We start from the raw sequence: 17869 nt of genomic DNA, 5'->3' as shown, positions 1-17869 counted from the left end.
TAGGCCAAAAGGGGCTTTAACCATTTTCCATTTGATGACGCAGAGCGGCTGCCACGATGTCTCGCCACTCTCCGGATTGCTGCATGATCGCCAGACCCTGATTGAGCGTCTCAAGGATCGCTTCCCCATCCGGATTATCTTTGTGGGTCATAACGTTAAGCGACTTGATTGCCGCCAGATTGGGGTTCTCGATGATACGGTGTTCATAACCCAGCCGGCCGATTGCCTCGACAGCCAGATGAGCTTCGATCGCGACGATATCGGCGGTCCCGTTCATAAGCGCGTGAAAACAGTCATCGGGTGAAACCGGACGCAAAAGCGAGATTGCCGGTTCGTACAATCCGACCGTATCCATGTGCGACAAGGACCAGCCTTCCGGGCGACAGATGGTTGTCCCGGCGAAGTCGGCATAGGTCAGCGTTTGCTCATAGCCCGAGCCGTCGCGGGCAAAGAACGTGTCCACAACTTCGTAGAACGGGTTAGAGAAGTTGTATGTATCACACCGCGCGCGATCTTTTTCGGAAAGCGCCCCAGCCTCTTCGCAGTTTGGACGCGACCAGGGGAAGGTGGCATCGAACGCGAGTGTCGGCATCAGAAGGTCCAGATGCGATGACCAGTCGTTGACGAACTGGATTTTATAGGACTGTTCGGGCGCGGCGCGCAGCATCGCTGTTTCGACAAGGTAGGTGTAGAGCCCGCGATTGGGCAGCGCCTCGTCGGTGAACGGCGCATAGTCACCGCCAGTGATAAGCAACAACTGACGGTCTCGGATTTCCGGGCGTTCGCCGGCATCTGCATTACGGATCAGCGCTGCGGCTTCTGCCCGGGCGGCTTCGATCTCGTCCTTGGCTGCCGCTTTTGCGGCGATCACCGCATCTTCGCTTGCCTTTTTGGCTTCTGCTTCGGCATCGGCGACACGAGCTTCCGCCTCGGCGATGGCTTTCGCCGCGCGATCCTCGGCGGCCTTGACCAACTCTGCTGCCATTTCCGCGGCCATTGCCTCGGCTTCGGTCTGCGGAGCGGCCGGGGCACGGCCGATCTCTTCCAGACAAGGCATGGTCAGAACGTCACCCACCCGGATGATGTTCGGGTTGTTGCCGATCACGTCCCGGTTTGCATCGTAAATGATACGAAAGTCTTCGGTCGAATACACTTCGATCGTAAGCTCTCGCAGGCTGTCGCCGCGTTGGATTTCGTAGGTTGAGCACGCCTGTTGCGCCGAGGCAGTGCCCGCTGCGGCAGCAAGTGCCAGGCTTGATATGATCAGATGGTTTCTCATGGGTCCTGTTGCTTTGCCTTGTTTAGTTTTTTGTAAGTTTGACAACACCGATTGAGATGTTGTCCTGATCCGGGTCGCCCTTAGCGTTCAGCGCGGCCTGCAGCGCCCCGGCTATGTCTTGTGCAAGCCCGCTGGCATTGGATTGAAGAATGGCCTGAATTTCTGCGTTGCTGAGATATTGCAGGCCGTCGCTTCCCAGAACCAAAACATCCGAAGGTGTCAGGTCCAACGGGGTTTCCGGGCAATCGACCTTTGGAATTGCAGCACCCATGATGACCGAAGTCAGTTGGTTGCGGTCAGGATGCGCCAGCGCTTCGGCTTCGGTCAAAGTGCCTTCAGCCATTTGCGCATCAATCATAGGTGCCATCGAGTGATCTTCGTTGATCTGTGACAGCTCTCCGTCCCGGAACAAGTAAAGTGGACTGTCGCCGATCGAAATCCAGAACAGCCGTTGGCCCAGTAACAAAGTACCCAACATGGTCGAACCCATGTTGAATCCAGCCCCTTGTTCCTCGGAATAGCCGGCGATGGAGGCATTGGCCTGCATCGCCGCCAGAGGCAACGCGTCGATCAATGCGGACTCGGGTGTTGTTGCACCTTCAAGCTCAGAATCTAACGCGTCACGCCAGGCCTGGATCACAAGGTCAGAGGCGACTTCGCCCGCCGCATGCCCGCCCATGCCGTCAGCGACGACGACATAGCTTGCGTTCGCCGCATCGAACATGCGCGAGGCAACCGCGTCCTCCTGCGTGCCACGCTGGCCCTTGTCCAGGATCAGCGCAATATCATATGCCGGTGTCGCCAGCATCTATCAGGAATCCCGCCAGTCAAAGCCATCGTCACAGAAGGCGGCAAAGCGGATTGAGGTTTCACTGATGCGGATCAGGTCCCCGCTGGACAGTGGGACGGTGCTGAGGACCGGCTTGCCGTTCAGGCGCACCAAGTTGGCCTTGCCGCCGTGTCCCAAGTAACATTTGCGGTCCTCAGGATCATACGCAATCACCGCATGGTTGCTACGGGAAATACCAGTGTCTCCAAAGTCCAGTTGAATGGCCTGATCGTCATTGCGGCCAATCTGCATCAAGCCCTCGGTCAGCGTTACGCTTGCACCCCGGCCCGGACCGCCAGTGATGACCAGCCAACCAACTGGGAAAGACTGTTCGGAATTGTCGGTTTTGGCTGCAGGTTCTGCTGTCTCAATGAGGTCCTGCACATGTGTATCGGCGCGTTCGAAACCCAGGAAGGTTGTCTTGACGCGACCACGACGATCTTCGGCAGCCGCGGGTTGCGGAACCGGTGCAACCTCAACCAAAGGTTCTTCGGCGACCGGTGTTTCTGCCACTGGTTCTGCGGCGGGTTCGTCAGCAACGACTTCGATAATCTGTTCCGGCTCGGGGTCCTCGACTTGAATTACTTCGTGCTCGACAACCTCTTCAGTGACCGCTTCGACCTCTTCTTCAACTGCCGAGTGCAGCGTCAACACGGTCTCTGCTTCGGGCGCGGGTGCCTCGTCCGCCACGTCCTGAACTTCTGCGATAACTTCAGCGACGACGATTTCATCCTCAGCCTCAGTTGTATCCGCTACGCCTTCCTCAGAGAAATCTGGCATTTTCTCTTCGGGTACCAACTCATCGGTTTCTTCGTAGCTGTCCGAGGACATATTGCCACCTGCCAGCGCTTCGCGCAGGGCATTGAAATCGGCGATTGGTTCGGCCTTTTCCGCCTCTGGCGCTACCGCTTCTTCGGCTTCGTTCTCTTTCGGTTTGCCGGCACCTTCGAGAAGCCGGCTAAGAGGGCTTTTGTATTTGAACATGGTGTCGACACCTTTATTTCTTGGCACAGGACAACGGTCCCATGGGGCTGCTTCTTACCTCTGTGCGCGGTTGCACAACGGCATGGATAGTTTTGATAACAAGTCACTTTCTACTTCCGCGACGGGCCGGTTCCCGTCAGGGGTGCCAAATTTGGTACAACCCTCAGCAAACACTTACTGGCAGATCACACACGAACCGGTCAGATCACTCCTGCGCTAAGGGCATGTCAGCATTCGTTTCGACCCCACTGCGCAAAACGCTGAAACGGGCCTGCGGCTGGTTTTCGGAAACAAGTTTGGCCAACAAAACATCAAGGCTGTCCGAGCCATCAATGCCAGTTCCCGAATTTGTCTCTGCGACCAGGACATCCCCTTCCTGCAAGCTGCCTGTCGCCTCGGGCGGAACCGAGCTCAGGACTGTTTTCCATCCCGCACCGTCTTTGTTCTGAATTGTGAAAACGTAGCCATTTTCCAGGCCGAGCACGCGCATCGCGGGCAGTGCCAACAATCCGTTCTGAGGGCGGGTTTCACCCAATGTGCGATACCGGGCAGAAACGCGGATGTAGCCGTCTGGATCTACCTTCAGATCGTTCAACACCTGAGCGGCAAAAGTCGTATCCGCCTGCACCGGTGTGCCATTCAGAGTAAAGATCGTGGCGCCGCGCTTGACCCACTCACCCACAATTGACGCGTCTATATCCTGGTCTACACCGGTTATCGCAATCACGTTGCCGGTCGAAGCCCGGCGGCGTGATGTCTGAAACGGGATGTCTACGTCCCAGTGAGAGAATGCGATCTGTTGTTCTGCCAGGTTCACCGGTTCCGCCGGAACAAGCGGCGTTGGCTCGACGGTCGCGGCTTCAGCCGTTTCCGTCGCCGCTGCTTCTTCCTGCTCCGTGGCAACCGGGTCTTCTTGCGCCTGCTCGACAGGCTCTGGAGTGGATGCGACCTTGGCCTGCGTGGTCTCAGCTGGTTCTGGTGCCGGCTCCACTTCGGCTGCGGTCACTTGCTCGACCGGTTCCTGCTCAGATGTTTCGACCGCGGCGGTTTCTTCCACCGTTTCCGTCACGACGGGGGCTTGCGTCGATGCGGTGTCCTCGACCGGAGTTTCCTCTCCGGACATCAGGAAGAACCCGCCTGCCGCCAAAGCGGCGACCACGGCCACGCCCGCAACAATTTTGCCTGCACCACTGGATCCGCTTTTGACCACGGTATCCACCGCGACCGGAGCTTCATCCTTCGATGTGAACGTAGCGAGCCCGTCGTCGTTCTTGTCCTCATTGCCCAGTGCAATGTCTGTGTTTCCGGCAAGCAATGCGGTGACAACGGCTTCGGCGTTTTCGCTTTCAGCCTTAATCCTGGCCTTTTCTTCTTCTTCGTCTTTATGGTCCATCGCCACGATCACAGACACCGGCCGATAGTCAAAGCTGTCGAACATCACGCTGGGGCCGCGGAACATGCGTAACCAATCGAGTGCCGTCTGCAGGCGGTCCGTTGAGTGAACTTCCATCGCCTTGTCGATGGCTTCAAGGAACCCGTCGGGATAGCCTTCAAAGCGCCCGGCCAGTGGAGTGTAGGGGTCCTGCTGGCTGTTGTTGAAGGCGTTCAGGCGGGTTTGGCCGTCGATCGGACGTTCGCCACTGATTGCGTGATAGAGCGTCGCCGCAAGAACATAAAGGTCACTGCTTGGCCCTTGCTCTGCGCCGCGCACGTAAAATTCGTGCGGTGAATACCCATCCTTGATGACACGCAGGGTCATCAACGCGGCAGACTGGTGCGCTGCCTGCTCACGCGCGGCACCAAAGTCGATCAGAACCGGATCGCCGTTTTCGTCTATTAGGATGTTGTCTGGCGAAATATCCCGATGCAGCATGCCACTTTGGTGGATGAAAGACACCGCCGACAGCATCTTTTCAGTGACCTGAACGATAAAATCGGGGCCAGCCTTGTTTTCGAGGTTCTCGACATAATCCAGTAGATCGCAGCCGCGGATGTAGTTCATCGCGATGTAGGCTGTCTCGTTGTCTTCGAAGACCTGATGTACATCCACAATGTTGGGGTGCACCAGACGGGCGTGATTGCGCGCTTCGAGGATAAACAGGTCGATGATCGCGCGCAGATCGTCTTTGTAGCCCGGTTCAACCGGTTCAACCAAGTCGCCATTGCGACGGCAAAGGGCACCGGGATAGCACTCTTTGATCACAACTTCGCGTTCCAGACTGTCCCGCGCAAGATAGGTGATCCCAAATCCGCCATTGCTGATAAAGCGCAGGATCTCGTACTGCCCGCGCAACAGCTTGGCGCCTGGTTGAAGACCTTCAATTTTCGGTTCGTCGTGCGTCGCGCCGACGGCCTGGTTGTGGCTCATTTCTTTCCGCCCGTTCTAATCGTTTTGCGGCTTACTTAACTGGGCTTTCAGCCCGCGAACTCACAACCAAACACAACCGCAGGACACTCAAGTACGTTAGACGTTTCAAATTTGACTTTATTGGGGCCGCCTGATGGCTTCACTAAGAACCCAGCGCCAAGAAAATCCACATATGGTGCCATTGCGTGCATGTGAATCTAAATGTTGATTTTTTACCGGTAATACTTGCGGACTGAGTGCCTGTTTTTTGCGGATTGGTCACTAAATCCGAAACAATAAACGCGCGATTCTGAGGGCTTCGAATCGCTGCATTGCGGCTCAATTAAAACGGGTAGGCGTCAGGTCCCGGTTTTTGCCTGAACGGAATCGACGCGGCTGCCGGCCCAGGCGAGGTTGTCGCTGAGCTGGGCGAGGATGCTGATCGCGTCCTTCAGTGGCGCGTCACCGCTTTCGAATTGCAGTAGCAAAAGAAGATCAGTGGCCTTTTCAAACTCACCGGGAATCCAGTCAGCTTCAGTGGCGATTTCGCCTCCTTGCTCCAGACGCTCCGCAAAATCTTCGACGATTTCCTGACAACTGTTCAGGAATGCGGCCGGTTCTATATCTGATGTCTCGCGCAAGTCGTCATAGATGCTGGCAATTGCCGCCAGCCAGTCTTCAAGGATCGGGTTTTCAAGCGGGGGAAGGGCGGATTCCAACGTCGCATGAATCGACGGTGCTTCGACCTGCGCTGGTTCAGCTTCTGCGATGTCCAGGGTGGAGAGATACGGAAGAAACTCTTGCTCGATGTCATTTCGGGCAGCTTCCAAATCCTTCAAACGCCGCTCGGATGCGACTTGCAGGACCTGTTCGGCCAAATTTTGACCGCCACAGGTCTCCCACAGATCAAAATCAGGCTCGGGTTCTTGCGCCATGGCTTTGACCGCGACTGGTGTGCCGATAGGCACGACAGACCGGAAGAATTTACCTTTTTCTTTTTCCAATCGGTTCAGAACACGGTCCAGCGCGTCGCGAACCGGGGGGAGATCCGCGTGGGTTACGGCTAGCAAGCTATTCGAGCGCAACTCTTGCGGAACTTGTGCCCAAAGGTGGCGCTCAGTCTCACGCCAGGCATTGGTCCCGTTCGTGCACCAGATGGCACAGTCGACATAGGACAATAGGTCCAGAGTGGACTTGTAGGTGTCATCCAGTGCGCCGGTTCCCGGCAGATCGAACAATGAGATCTCTTGCAGGGCAGGGGTATTCAGCCCGATCGAGATAAAGTCCGGGTCGTCTGCCGCGGCTTTTTCCAGTGCAATGCCGGAATAGACTTTGGGCTCTTTGTCCCACCAGCCAACCGTGGTTTCCGGTGCATCCGCATAGGCCACGATAACCAATGGCAATTTCAAGTGTTGAGGGCCGGTTGGCAGAATGTCCGCCCCGGCTAGCATGTTTGCGAGGCTGGATTTTCCGGCCCCGAATTCCCCGGCAAAACCGATGTTTACCGCATTCGAAAGCCGTTCGGCATGGAACAAGGCGCGCTCGCGCATCTTGTCCAGACCCGCCTCTGAAGGCAGGTTTTCGGTGGCGGTCAGGAAGCGTTCAAGCTTGCGTACGTCCTGTTCGGTTCCGGGAAATTCAATCATTCCGCAGCCTCTGCTAATTTCTTGTCGGCGCTATTGCCGCCAAATACCGCATCCAGATCATCTGCAACACGTTGTGCCTGATCGAATGCTGCCTGTGCTTCTGCACGAACATTGGTTTGGCCGGTTCCGGCGCGTTGTTCAAGATGTCCTGCCAACAAGGCCAGATAGTGATCAAGAACGGTGTTCAGACGCTCAAGCAGATCGGCGCGCGCCGTGTCCACCAGATCGTCCCCGATCATTTCGAATTCCTGAACGATCATCCGTTCGGCCCGAGCGACCACAATTTTACGCGAAATCAGACGGGACAGCCAACTGACGCGCAGTTCCACGGTAATGCCCCGCGTCAGTGCGGTGGTATCCGGACGGAACCACCGAACCGCACTGGTATTCATCCGACTGTCGGTCGGGTCTTGCCAGCCGGGCAGGGCGCGAAGTGCGGCATTGCTGTTCATGTCGACCGCATAAAGCTCGCTGAGCATTCGCTGCCGCACCACCTGTGTCGCACCCTGAACCAGCTCGCGCATGCGGTCCCGCAGCGGCGAAAAGTTCAATTCGGTGTCACTGCCCTTGGCCAACAATGGGGAATCGCCATTCGGTCCGCGGACAACGGCAGAAACGGCTTCAGACACAGTGTCATCCATAACGCCGCGAAGATTGGCCAACACATCATCCATATCGTCAATGATCTGTGTGGTTTTTTCCGAAACCAGCGCGCGCAGTTCGGCCAATGTTTTGTGGTTTTCGTCGCCGTCGGTCATGTCGGCGGAGTTTTCGTCGTCAATTACGCGCAGATGGGCCTTGGACCGTTCCAGCTCACCTTGGGCAAAACTGTTAAGGTGCTGCCAGGCCATCTTGAGCTGTTCGTCACGAGGCCCATGCGTCAAGGCGTTGGTAACATGGCGGCGCAGATCGGGCAGACCCGAGGCGATCATTGCGGCAAAGCGCAACACGCCCTCACGGCTGATCGGGCCGGGACCTTGTTTGATCTCTTCTACACCGTCCAGATATTGTTTCATCTGCTCTGGGTGGGCGCGCAGCCAAGCCAGAACGTGATCGTGGTTCACGCCGGTATCGTCGCCGGTCAAGGCATAATGGGCCCATTGTGCGCTGCCCATCAGAACGTCAATGTCCGAGTTGCCCAGGGCTTTTTCCAGGCCTTCCAATACATCCGTCCGGACTTTTTCGGCATCCTCGGCCCCGCCGCCCAACTCGTCCACACGGTTGATGAACACTACGATTTGTCCCAGTTCCAGCGCCTGCATCAGGCGGAACAGTTTCAAATCTGCCCGTGAAAGGGCCTGATGAGCAGACAAAACCACAACAAAGAAATCGGATTCTTTGAGGTATTGGCGCGAGATTTCTTCGCGGATCAGCAGCGGGTCGTTGACACCGGGCGTATCCGTGACCGTCAGCGGGAACGGAAAATGGCCAATGTCAAAGTAGACCTCGGCCTTGCGCGTGATGTCACTGTATAGTCCCCGATCTGAACCGGGGTCGTATTCTTCACCGTCAGTTGGATCGTCACCGGCACAAACGTAGCGGGCCAGATCGTCCGAGTTCAGATGCTCCAGATCGTGATGCTGACCCAGCAACTGCTCATAGCTGTCGCCTAATCGCAGTTGGGCGCGGGTTTTCATTGCGTCGACCTGCTCTTCGATCATCTCGCGTTTATAGCTGTCCTCATCGTCGGGGAACATGTTGCGCAGCTCTTCGCCCTCGGCGATCAGCGCCTGCCACTGACGGTTATCGAAGAAATGAAATTCGGCCCCTTCGGTCCGACCCGAGGGGTGACCGAAATGCATATCGGTGATTACGGTCGTCCACGGATTCACATCCGAAGGCAGGTATTCGGCCTGCCCGGTAAAGCCATTGATCAGGCGAGACTTGCCAGCCTTGATCTGCCCGACAAATGCGATTGACGGTTTTAGATTTGAAAGGTCGCCGACAATACGCGAAATGAACTGGCGGGTCTCGTCATTGCTGACCCCGTTCATATCTTCGGCGATTCTTATTAACTCACGACGGTTATTTTCACTCATACTGTTACCCTGGGTACTTGCAATCACAGATTGAATTAGTCGAAAAATTGAATATTACGGGCGCGCTCATTCGGAACGCTCCGTCAGAGATGTCCACAGATTCACAATGGCGCCTAGCTTGCGCGCCTCGTGAACGACCATGGAAAACTCTTTGCCGTCATTCAGGACGGCCAAACCAGACCCCTTGCCACCGGACGGACGCATGACGATCAGTTGTGGATGATCCAGCGCGGTGGCCGCGTCATCATCCCAGCCCGACAGGTCACGCGCGAACTGCGCCAGCAAAGTTTCATCTGCATGTAATGGCTGATCTTCACTACAATCGCCGTCAGACTGAACCATTTCTCCGCCTTCAGCTTTGACCCGGATGCGACCAACAGCCAAACGCTGGCTGCCGAGATAGAACTGGTTGGCCAAATCGCTGGCATCGTCTGTTGCTTCCACGTCATTTGCGGGCTCGGCTGTGTCCGGAACGACCGCTATGACGGGTTCAGCGGGCATTTCGATCATCGTGCAAGCACTAGCGATTTCGCTAAAAGTGATTCCGACATCGTCCGCTTCCAGCGTGGCGTCCGGCCGTAGGGATATCAAGCTGAGCGGTGCAGGCGCCGCGGCAATATCGGTTACCAGTTGCGCCAATTGTCCAGCCAGCGTATCGCGTTCTTCGGTCTCGAAATCAGGCGCAACGCCGGACCGGACACGAAAGACATCAGTAACCCGAGAGCTGTTGACCTCAATCGCGAGACAATCGCCATTGGCAGCCGTAAACTCCAACCGGCGCGGCAAAACAGTGCCACGGATGGACTGCAATACCTTTTCGCGGCGCTCAAGCGCAGTGTCTCCAGCAAGCGCGACGGCTGGCTCCAGTCGGGCAACCGATGATCGCCCAATGTCCTCGAGCAAATCGAGTATGTTTGTATCCATCATGCCGTGACCCCCTCTGGTCCCGTCTAAACTGCGGCCGCGACGGGCCCCAGACTGAGATGCGATTTTGTCAGTGCCAACCCTACATTCGCGCTGTTGCGACAGATGTAGCAGACCACATGATCCGGATAGGCCTGCGTCCGCAAGAAAATGTTCAACCGATCCTTTGAAAACACCGCGATTTCCCCAAATCCCGGATTTTCGGCATCAGTATTACCTGATTGCCGCAGCAATGTTTCAAAAGCGCCCACGCCGCCGCCCTGAAACAGGTTCGCCACCGCAAGCGCGAGACTGTCCAGCACTTCGGCGTCCTCTTGATCGCGGACACTGGTCCCCAATAACATCCCTGTTTCCATGTCGATATACCCGGCTGCGACGCAGTCGGGTATCGTTTCCATCGCAGATTTCAATGCGGCTTCGATAGACATCGGGCTTCCCGTCCTTCTACCTTGATTTCACGTTATAAAACATGCCATTCAGCCCCGCCCTTGTTCCCGGCTTTCGGAAGCGTTGAAACGTCTTTTTTTGCGTCGCGGGCGCCGTGTTCAGCGGCGATCTTGTCGAACTCTTCCAGGAAGGCCACAAAAACTTTTTTCAGGCCTTCGGAGTCTTCGGGAAGATCCTCACCAGCGGTGATCTCGCGCCACATCGCCGATGCGCTGAGTGTTGATCCGGCGTCCGCATTCAGCAATTTCTCAAGGGTTTCAGACTTAGGCTCGGCCTCGGACGTTCCGTTTGACATCGGCACGACCTGCGTTTCGATCAGGCCGCTGGTCTCTGGTTCCAGTTCGAACTCATCGGCCGTACCATCCGATTGCTCGGCGAGCAATGCAACGATTGACGACACAGATGTGTCAGCGCGTTGCGCGTCTGCTTCGGGGTTTTCGGATACAGCATCTTCAGCTGCGTCAGCCAGCTTATCCTCAATCGACGCCAATAGGTGATCCTGACCATCGGAGCCGGTGTCAGGCTGATTTGCCTCGCCTTCACTCTCGGCTTCCAGTTCCAAGGTCTCTTCTTCGTCGAAATCCTCGTCATCCAGTTCAAGAAACGCGTTTTCTTCCGAAGGGATCTCGGCAACATCGGCCAAATTCAGAGGCTGACTGGGCGTTTCCCGGAAGAAAGAACGCAGCTCGTCCTGATCGGTTTCGGTCTCAGGTTTGGTTTCTTCCGATATCGCGGTCATCTCAGCGCGCAACCGTTCAGCCTCATCCGCATCAATCCGGGGGGCACGTTCCGTATCGTTTGAGCGTGCTTCAACGCGGGCAGGGCGTACAGGAAAGCTTGTCACCACTTCGTCCTGCGCATTTTCGTCCTGAACGGGATTGACCAGCTTTAGTGGAGTGGGCTGTTCGGCGCTTTCAGTGGTTTTGCGTGGGGGGATCGGTTGGACACGTGGCCCATCAGCAAGGCTATTGTCGATCTGGTACCGCGCCAGCATGTCTGCGCGATTGTCCATGATCTGCTCGGTGATCTCAAGAAAGCTGTCTACCATCTTGCCGCCACCGCTGCGTCCCCACAGTTCGGCATCGCCGCTCTTGTCGCGGGCGGTGATCGCATCGCGAGCTGAGAATAAAATCGACCGGTTGAACAGATGCCCTGCCTCGCGGTTGACCCGGCGCAACACCTTTTGGCGGTCTTTCGGACCCAGTGTATCCGCACGTGTTACCAACAGCAGCGAGTTGTGCTGCAACCGTTCGGGCAGGGCGACCCATGTCGCCCGTTCGGTCTCGCGCCAGGCTTGGGTTGCATGTGTGCACCACAGCACGCCGTTGGCCTGACCTACGGCGCGACGCCAAACATCGGTTGAAATCTTGGGGTCCGAGATACCCGGCGTGTCGATCAGATCAACCGCTTCGAGGATATCGGATTCAAGAAAAATACGAATGAATTGGGCGTCGTTTACGCCGACCGATTCCAACGCATCCAGTTCAATATTCTCGCGCGTACCATCATGGCGCTGCACATAGGCTGATTGCTTACCCCAGCTGAACCAGACCGGCGGCAACTGTGTGGCCGTCACTTGGGTTGGCAGCGCGTGCGACCGAAGCAGAAAGTTCATCAGCGTCGATTTGCCGGCGCTGAACTCTCCCATAAGGGCAAAGACCGGCTTGCGGCGGGACCACTGCTCGATGCGTTCCCATGCTTTGGGCGAGACGAAACGGGTTTGTGAGTCTTTTGCCATATCGCTACTTATGCTGCCTCGTTACTAAGATCTTTCAGGATGTCGCCCAGAATATCGTCACGCGATTTCTGTGGTGTCAGTCCTGCCATCAGAGCTGCGTTGCGGCTTGGGTCATTCTCGGCCGAGGCCGAAATGCTAAGCAACGTCTCTTTCTGCTCGCGCATGAAATCTGACAGGACGGCACGTACGTTTTCCAATACGGCTGCGACCTGATTTTCTTCGATATCCTTGGTGATCGAATTCGCCTCGGACGCGATCAGGCGCGTATAGTCGGCTGCATAAGCTTCGAACCCTTTGCGGCGCTGCCACCAGCGACGCCACCAGGTGCTTTGCAAGTCCAAAGCGATTGTTCGCCCAATTCCGAGTGGGGGTGGGACACGCGGAACAATGGGCGCTTCGATACTGAACTCACCCAGGTGATTGCCCAGTATCTTCTGATACAGCGTCTCAATATCTGCGGCCGCCGTATTGTACAGCGCACCTGCTTCTTTGCGCATCGACCGCGCAAAGCTGAAATATGCGGCCTTTTGCAAGGTGCGCAGCCCCGCTGGATCATACTGCCATGTGCCTTGTTCGCCGTTCAGCTCAAGGTGGGCAATCAGCGAATCCGTTGCACGTTTGACAAAGTTCGATTCCGCTGAATTCAGTCGCTCCAACACCTTCGCACGCAGGGATGCGGTCAATTCGGCCGCTTTCTTTTCATATTGATCCGAGAGTGTGGCAATCGCTTCCTCTGGCGATACCCCGTCCAAATCACGCACAAGGCCTTCGCCGCCCGAAAGGGTCTTGGCAACGGCCGTGGCGCGGATTTGACTGGCGATATTGCGGGCGCGGTGACGGACGCGATCCAGCAAACGGGTGCCTGCGCCTTCGGCGATGCGTTCGTTCATGGCCAACAGCAAATCGGGCAAGCCGGACAGTGCCCAAATCTTGTCGAGCGAGGGTGCCTGATCGCCAAAACCGGCGGCCAGATAGAACGTGTTCAACGCCTCGCGGGATTCATCGGAAAGAATCTCAGGGTTGCCCGTCAACGCGGCCTCGGCCCACAAGGCGCTGCCAAAGACAACACTGGTATTGGCGTCGATATTGTTCTGTTTGAGTGTATCCTGAATGCGGTCGCGGATTTCCGGCACCTGATTGACCGGATCAGCCAATTCGTCAATTCGGTTCACAAACAGGATGATCTGCCGGTTCTCGAACTGGGCGATAATCCGCATCAGCGCCATGTCCATTGTCGTCAGCGCTTGGCTGGCAGCCAGAACAACAACGCAGACCTCAGATCCGCGCAAGCTGCGCAGGGTGATCTGTTCGCGGACCATAAAGGTATCGTTGACACCCGGCGTGTCGCACAGCTTCAACGCAATCGGGTATTGCGGAATGTCCATATACAGTTCTGCCGACTTCGTCACATCGGCGAACCGCCCGGTCTTGGGGTTGATGTCCGGGTCATCTTCGTCACCCAGACAGACATAGCGCTGGATCAGCTCTTCGTCGAAGTAATCATATTGATGGCTCTGCCCCAGAATCAGGTCGAAATGCTGGCCCAATCTGGATTCGGATTTAGCCTTCATCTCGCCGATCTGGCGGCGAATGTCATCCATCTCGTCATCGGCGCCAGCGCGGTTTGCCAGCTCACCCAGACGGCCGCCGCCGACCATCAGGTTGTCCCATTCTTCCTGTTCAAAGAAGGTAAATTTGGCGCGTTTGTCGCCTTCGGTGCGGGTGTTGATGTTCAGTGTGGTCACCACCGATGTCCACGGGTTTACATCCGACGGCAGCAGGGCAGGGCGCCCGGCCAGGATGTTCACGATCGAGGACTTACCAGCCTTGACCTGCCCGACCATCGTAACGCTGGCCGAGAAATTCTCCATCCGCGTCTTGAGCGTGGCAAGACGCGCGGACGAACGTGCATCCGCCACCTCTGTCAATTGATCAATCTGTGCGGTCAGCGAGTTCATCGCTGACGTCATGGGCGTCAGTGCCTCATTGCCAACTGACAAAAGATGGTCGTTGCGCGCCATGTTCAGCCTCCGGTTCCGGTCGCGGCCAACGTGTCTGTTGGCGTGCTGGTCATGGTGTCGATTCGGGCGATCAGATTCAGGGCATTGCCCAAGATAGCGGCTTCGGCGCCCGGCGAAATCGACTCGAAGGTGTGGCAATCCGCCAAAACTTCGATCGAGCTGAAGCGCTCGCTATTTTCAAGGCGGGCAAGACGACGCCCGGTCGGAAAGCCCTCGGATTTGGTTTCGGGCAGCGGCATACGCGAGTTGGCTAGCAAGTATCGCCGCCCCGAGCGCGTGCGCAATGAAACGCCAAACCCGGTGTTTGGATGGTCGCGGTTCAGGGATTTGAGTTCACCAAGAAAACTTTCACGCGCAAGGCCAACGGCTTCTTGCTCGGCAGCAGCGGAGTTCATCATATTGGTCACGTTTCAGACCCTTGTACTGGAGTTGAGCGAAAAAACTCGTACAGCGCCCGAAGGCAAAAAAGACTCATTAACTCCTTCTGCTCATAAGTGACTTTCAAGGCGGTCTTATTTTGACGCGAATAAGATTTTTTGGCGTTTGAATTGTGTCGCAATTGTGTTTGGTAATATTTTTCAACCACAACCTGCGGGCGTATTTTCGGCATCAATGTGAACAGCGCCATTTTTTGTTAGCAGCATTCAAGAGCAGAAAACTTGCAACGATGCGCACGTGTGGTATTTTTGGTAATGCGCCTAGAGCGCTGTTTATAAACAGTAATTATTCTATCTGTTGAAATCAACCTGACACCAAATCCACCCAGAGGACGTCTGTAAAATATATGTATGTTGCATTCGACTTTGGGTTCTCATCATTGCCCGCCCTTAGATGAGGAGCGCATTACTCAACGTAAGATAGTTTTCTACTGCTCACCAAAAGGACCGGAATGTTGCTAAATACAAAACAATGAAATTAGTCAAACTTGCCCAAGTAATCTTTTCTATCTGCTCGTAGAACGCCAAAAATCAGGCTGCTTTCCTGCCGCGAACCGCATCACATGAGAATATCCCGCATCCCGCTTAGCGGCAGCGTCCGGCAGACACCATTTTTGCACGACGGTCATATTTGCACGACGGTCAGTTCAGAAGCGTGTTGCGCCGATGTCATCAATAATCTTGCGCACAACTCAATTTTCCCTCTCGCACTCTGTGGCAAGCTTTGCTATTCACCCCGACATTCCGGCACCGAGTGCCTGGGTTGCGGGTGTGGCGAAATTGGTAGACGCACCAGATTTAGGTTCTGGCGCCGCAAGGCGTGGGGGTTCAAGTCCCTCCACCCGCACCATACCATTTCAGAGAATTTTCCCGTCCGGACCGCCTTTGCCGGCTTTCAGGCAATGACCAAAGTTTCGTACGGGACAGCCGACTGGATTTTGACGTTTGAACAGTCGGGTCCGCTCGCCAAGCGAACGATTAGGTGACTGCATCCAGAGTGAAAACACCGGCCTCTATGATTTGGAAATGCAGGTTACATGGCCTGCATTTCGGAACGCGCAGTCAGGAGAACAGGTAGTAGGTCGTTGGGGACGTGGCTAAAATAGCCAATGCAACGACAAGCCAAACCAAAACGCAAACCCAGTAGGTTCCCGGATTTTCAGCGCGGGTTACCCGTTCCCACAAGTAGGTCGAACCAAATACCAAGTCTCTGATAGCCCATAACAACAAGCCAAGCCCCACATAGAACCAAATATCCATAATTCCCTCGCGTGATGAGTTTGGCGCAACTTAGGTTGTCAGAAATGATTGCGCAATTGTGCATTGATCATTTTCGGCAATTGCTGACCAAAGAATCTGGTTAATGTCGGCCTTTCAGCGATCTCTTCACGTCCATAGCACGCGCTTGCGGACCCAAAACCCCGCCACTATTGCCCGGCCAATCCCATCTGGCGCACGGCCAGGTCGCGCATTATCTCTTCGGATCCGCCGCCAATTGCCATTATTTTGATTTCGCGCCAGATCCGCTCGACCGGATTACCCAGCATGTATGCGGCACCGCCAAAGATCTGCATCGCTTCGGAAGCAACAAATTGCAGTGACGTCGTGGCCTGAACCTTGGCCTTTGCAATTTCGGCGACTGGCATCAGGCCCTGTTCAATTGCCCAGCAGATCCGTTCGATATATGCCTCATTCATATCAATCCGGGCAGACATTTCTGCAAACTTGTGGCCAATGACCTGATGTTCGACCAGTCGCCTGCCGAATGTCTTGCGTTCCCGTGCCCAGTCCAGGGCACTATCGTAGCATAGTTTCATCATACCCAACGAAGCGGATGTCAGGCCAAGCCGTTCAAAGTTAAAATTGTTCATGATTGCGACAAAGCCCCTGTTCTCAGGCCCCAACAACGCAGTAGAATCCAGCTCGCAATCATCGAAATGCAGCGTTGCTTGCTGTGAACTGTGCCAGCCCATCTTGCCACCCAACGGTGTACGGCTGAATCCGGGCGCGTCATGAGGGACCAAGAACAACGAAATGCCGGTCAATCCTGGGCCGCCAGTGCGGGCACCAACCACAAACCATTCGGCATCCATCCCCCCGGTGATATAGGTCTTTTCCCCGTTCAGAATCCATTGGCCGCCTTTGCGTTCGGCCTTTGTTTGAATATTGGCCACGTCCGACCCTGCGCCCGGTTCGGTGATCCCAAGGGCCGACATCATGCGCCCCGAGATGATCTCGGGCAGCACTTTCTGTTTGAACTCCTCGGAAGCGAATTTCGCAATTGGGCTGATTGAAATCGTACGCCCCCCAACGGCGGCTCCGATACCGGATGCCCCACAGCCGAACAGGATTTCACTATAATCATGGCGCATAAAGGCATTGTCGAAACCCAGACCGCCGTATTCCTCATCAATCCCAAAGCCAAAAACGCCGAACTCAGCAATTGCGGCATGCAGCTCCCACGGGACGCTGCGATCCGCCTCCCATTGATCAATATGAGGTTTGATTTCGGATTCGACAAAACGCTGGAAATTTCCGCGAAAAGCTTCGCGTTCAGGGGTCATGAAAGGGGATGGCAGGGTCATTTGACCTCCTCGACGTCATGTTCGGGCAATACCTGAAGCTGGCTTTCCATCATGCGGGCAAAGCGATCCATCATCTGCGTAAGGTATTCTGGCGACGAAACGAATTTCTCATGCAGCAACAAACCACGCAGGAAATTCCGGGTGATGCTCCACAACAATTCAGTGTCGTTACGGTCACCCGTTGCGCTGACATACCGGGCGGAGATCAGGCTGAGGTTCGATTTGTCCCAGTCTCTCAGGCTTTTTTCCAGCATTCCGAACAGTGCCGGGTCCGTTCGGCAAGCAACCAGAATCTCAACTATGGCGCGTCCGCCCGCGGAATTTACGATATTGGCCCAGGCAGACATAATCAGATCATAGACGGGCTGAGGCGCGCGATCATGTGGCCAAAGCGGGTTTTGCGCATTGCCCAATAGTCGCATCGCGGTCGCTGCGACCAGGGCCTGTTTCGTGGGGAAGTGATGCGTAATTGCCCCGCGTGAGATACCCGCCTTGGCTTGTACTTTGGCAAAAGTAGTCTCGGCATACCCAAGCTGATCCAGACAAGTGACCGTCGCGTTGCAGATTTTGGCCTGCATATCTCGGGACCTTTG

At 55.7% G+C, this 17869-nt stretch carries 13 protein-coding genes and 1 tRNA gene; 1 reads left to right on the top strand and 13 read right to left on the bottom strand.

Annotated features, from left to right (window positions below):
- Window positions 1-16 precede the first annotated feature (16 nt).
- From AC2FJC_RS07825 to AC2FJC_RS07775, 11 genes are all read right to left on the bottom strand, one after another.
- The gene (locus AC2FJC_RS07825) at window positions 17-1279 is read right to left on the bottom strand and encodes a type 2 periplasmic-binding domain-containing protein (RefSeq protein ID WP_496724718.1); all 1263 of its coding nucleotides are present in this window, start codon (window positions 1277-1279) and stop codon (window positions 17-19) included.
- 22 nt (window positions 1280-1301) lie between these two features.
- Window positions 1302-2087, bottom strand: coding sequence for a PP2C family protein-serine/threonine phosphatase (locus AC2FJC_RS07820; protein WP_496739050.1), 786 nt, complete (start codon window positions 2085-2087; stop codon window positions 1302-1304).
- Window positions 2088-2090: 3 nt separating this feature from the next.
- Window positions 2091-3092 carry an FHA domain-containing protein gene (locus AC2FJC_RS07815; RefSeq protein WP_496739049.1) on the bottom strand — a complete coding sequence of 334 codons (1002 nt, stop codon included), beginning with the start codon at window positions 3090-3092 and terminating at the stop codon, window positions 2091-2093.
- Window positions 3093-3297: 205 nt separating this feature from the next.
- Entirely contained in the window at window positions 3298-5460 is a 2163-nt protein-coding gene (locus AC2FJC_RS07810) for a serine/threonine protein kinase (RefSeq protein WP_496739048.1), read from the bottom strand.
- A 338-nt stretch (window positions 5461-5798) separates the two neighbouring features.
- A complete protein-coding gene (locus AC2FJC_RS07805; RefSeq protein ID WP_496739047.1) occupies window positions 5799-7085 on the bottom strand; it encodes a dynamin family protein in 1287 nt (428 codons plus the stop codon).
- A complete protein-coding gene (locus AC2FJC_RS07800; protein WP_496739046.1) occupies window positions 7082-9124 on the bottom strand; it encodes a dynamin family protein in 2043 nt (680 codons plus the stop codon). The genes AC2FJC_RS07805 and AC2FJC_RS07800 overlap by 4 nt, the downstream gene beginning before the upstream one ends.
- Before the next feature lie 66 nt (window positions 9125-9190).
- Complete coding sequence (locus AC2FJC_RS07795; protein ID WP_496739045.1) at window positions 9191-10051, bottom strand: hypothetical protein; 861 nt, start codon at window positions 10049-10051, stop codon at window positions 9191-9193.
- Between the two features lie 23 nt (window positions 10052-10074).
- A complete protein-coding gene (locus AC2FJC_RS07790) occupies window positions 10075-10476 on the bottom strand; it encodes a hypothetical protein (RefSeq protein WP_496739044.1) in 402 nt (133 codons plus the stop codon).
- A gap of 32 nt (window positions 10477-10508) precedes the next feature.
- Entirely contained in the window at window positions 10509-12233 is a 1725-nt protein-coding gene (locus tag AC2FJC_RS07785) for a dynamin family protein (RefSeq protein WP_496739043.1), read from the bottom strand.
- An 8-nt stretch (window positions 12234-12241) separates the two neighbouring features.
- Entirely contained in the window at window positions 12242-14254 is a 2013-nt protein-coding gene (locus tag AC2FJC_RS07780) for a dynamin family protein (protein WP_496739042.1), read from the bottom strand.
- 2 nt (window positions 14255-14256) lie between these two features.
- On the bottom strand, window positions 14257-14652 hold the full coding sequence (locus tag AC2FJC_RS07775; protein WP_174822482.1) for a hypothetical protein: 396 nt from the start codon (window positions 14650-14652) through the stop codon (window positions 14257-14259).
- An 804-nt stretch (window positions 14653-15456) separates the two neighbouring features.
- Here AC2FJC_RS07775 and AC2FJC_RS07770 point away from each other — a divergent pair.
- Window positions 15457-15541, top strand: a tRNA-Leu gene (locus AC2FJC_RS07770).
- A 577-nt stretch (window positions 15542-16118) separates the two neighbouring features.
- Here AC2FJC_RS07770 and AC2FJC_RS07765 read toward each other — a convergent pair.
- Together AC2FJC_RS07765 and AC2FJC_RS07760 are read right to left on the bottom strand one after the other, a co-directional pair.
- A complete protein-coding gene (locus AC2FJC_RS07765; RefSeq protein WP_496739041.1) occupies window positions 16119-17276 on the bottom strand; it encodes an acyl-CoA dehydrogenase family protein in 1158 nt (385 codons plus the stop codon).
- On the bottom strand, window positions 17273-17854 hold the full coding sequence (locus AC2FJC_RS07760) for a TetR/AcrR family transcriptional regulator (protein WP_496739040.1): 582 nt from the start codon (window positions 17852-17854) through the stop codon (window positions 17273-17275). Before AC2FJC_RS07760 ends, AC2FJC_RS07765 begins: the two co-directional genes overlap by 4 nt.
- Window positions 17855-17869 lie beyond the last annotated feature (15 nt).

Source organism: Ruegeria sp. CDSB117 (assembly GCF_059611005.1).
This window is presented reverse-complemented; position numbering and strand designations above follow the sequence as displayed.

What these genes read in the sequence shown, in the direction of transcription:
- AC2FJC_RS07810 (WP_496739048.1), bottom strand. Translation starts at nt 5,460, where the DNA reads ATGAGCCACAACCAGGCCGTCGGCGCGACGCACGACGAACCGAAAATT.
- AC2FJC_RS07795 (WP_496739045.1), bottom strand. Translation starts at nt 10,051, where the DNA reads ATGATGGATACAAACATACTCGATTTGCTCGAGGACATTGGGCGATCA.
- AC2FJC_RS07775 (WP_174822482.1), bottom strand. Translation starts at nt 14,652, where the DNA reads ATGATGAACTCCGCTGCTGCCGAGCAAGAAGCCGTTGGCCTTGCGCGT.
- AC2FJC_RS07765 (WP_496739041.1), bottom strand. Translation starts at nt 17,276, where the DNA reads ATGACCCTGCCATCCCCTTTCATGACCCCTGAACGCGAAGCTTTTCGC.
- AC2FJC_RS07760 (WP_496739040.1), bottom strand. Translation starts at nt 17,854, where the DNA reads ATGCAGGCCAAAATCTGCAACGCGACGGTCACTTGTCTGGATCAGCTT.
- AC2FJC_RS07825 (WP_496724718.1), bottom strand. Translation starts at nt 1,279, where the DNA reads ATGAGAAACCATCTGATCATATCAAGCCTGGCACTTGCTGCCGCAGCG.
- AC2FJC_RS07785 (WP_496739043.1), bottom strand. Translation starts at nt 12,233, where the DNA reads ATGGCAAAAGACTCACAAACCCGTTTCGTCTCGCCCAAAGCATGGGAA.
- AC2FJC_RS07800 (WP_496739046.1), bottom strand. Translation starts at nt 9,124, where the DNA reads ATGAGTGAAAATAACCGTCGTGAGTTAATAAGAATCGCCGAAGATATG.
- AC2FJC_RS07790 (WP_496739044.1), bottom strand. Translation starts at nt 10,476, where the DNA reads ATGTCTATCGAAGCCGCATTGAAATCTGCGATGGAAACGATACCCGAC.
- AC2FJC_RS07815 (WP_496739049.1), bottom strand. Translation starts at nt 3,092, where the DNA reads ATGTTCAAATACAAAAGCCCTCTTAGCCGGCTTCTCGAAGGTGCCGGC.
- AC2FJC_RS07820 (WP_496739050.1), bottom strand. Translation starts at nt 2,087, where the DNA reads ATGCTGGCGACACCGGCATATGATATTGCGCTGATCCTGGACAAGGGC.
- AC2FJC_RS07780 (WP_496739042.1), bottom strand. Translation starts at nt 14,254, where the DNA reads ATGGCGCGCAACGACCATCTTTTGTCAGTTGGCAATGAGGCACTGACG.
- AC2FJC_RS07805 (WP_496739047.1), bottom strand. Translation starts at nt 7,085, where the DNA reads ATGATTGAATTTCCCGGAACCGAACAGGACGTACGCAAGCTTGAACGC.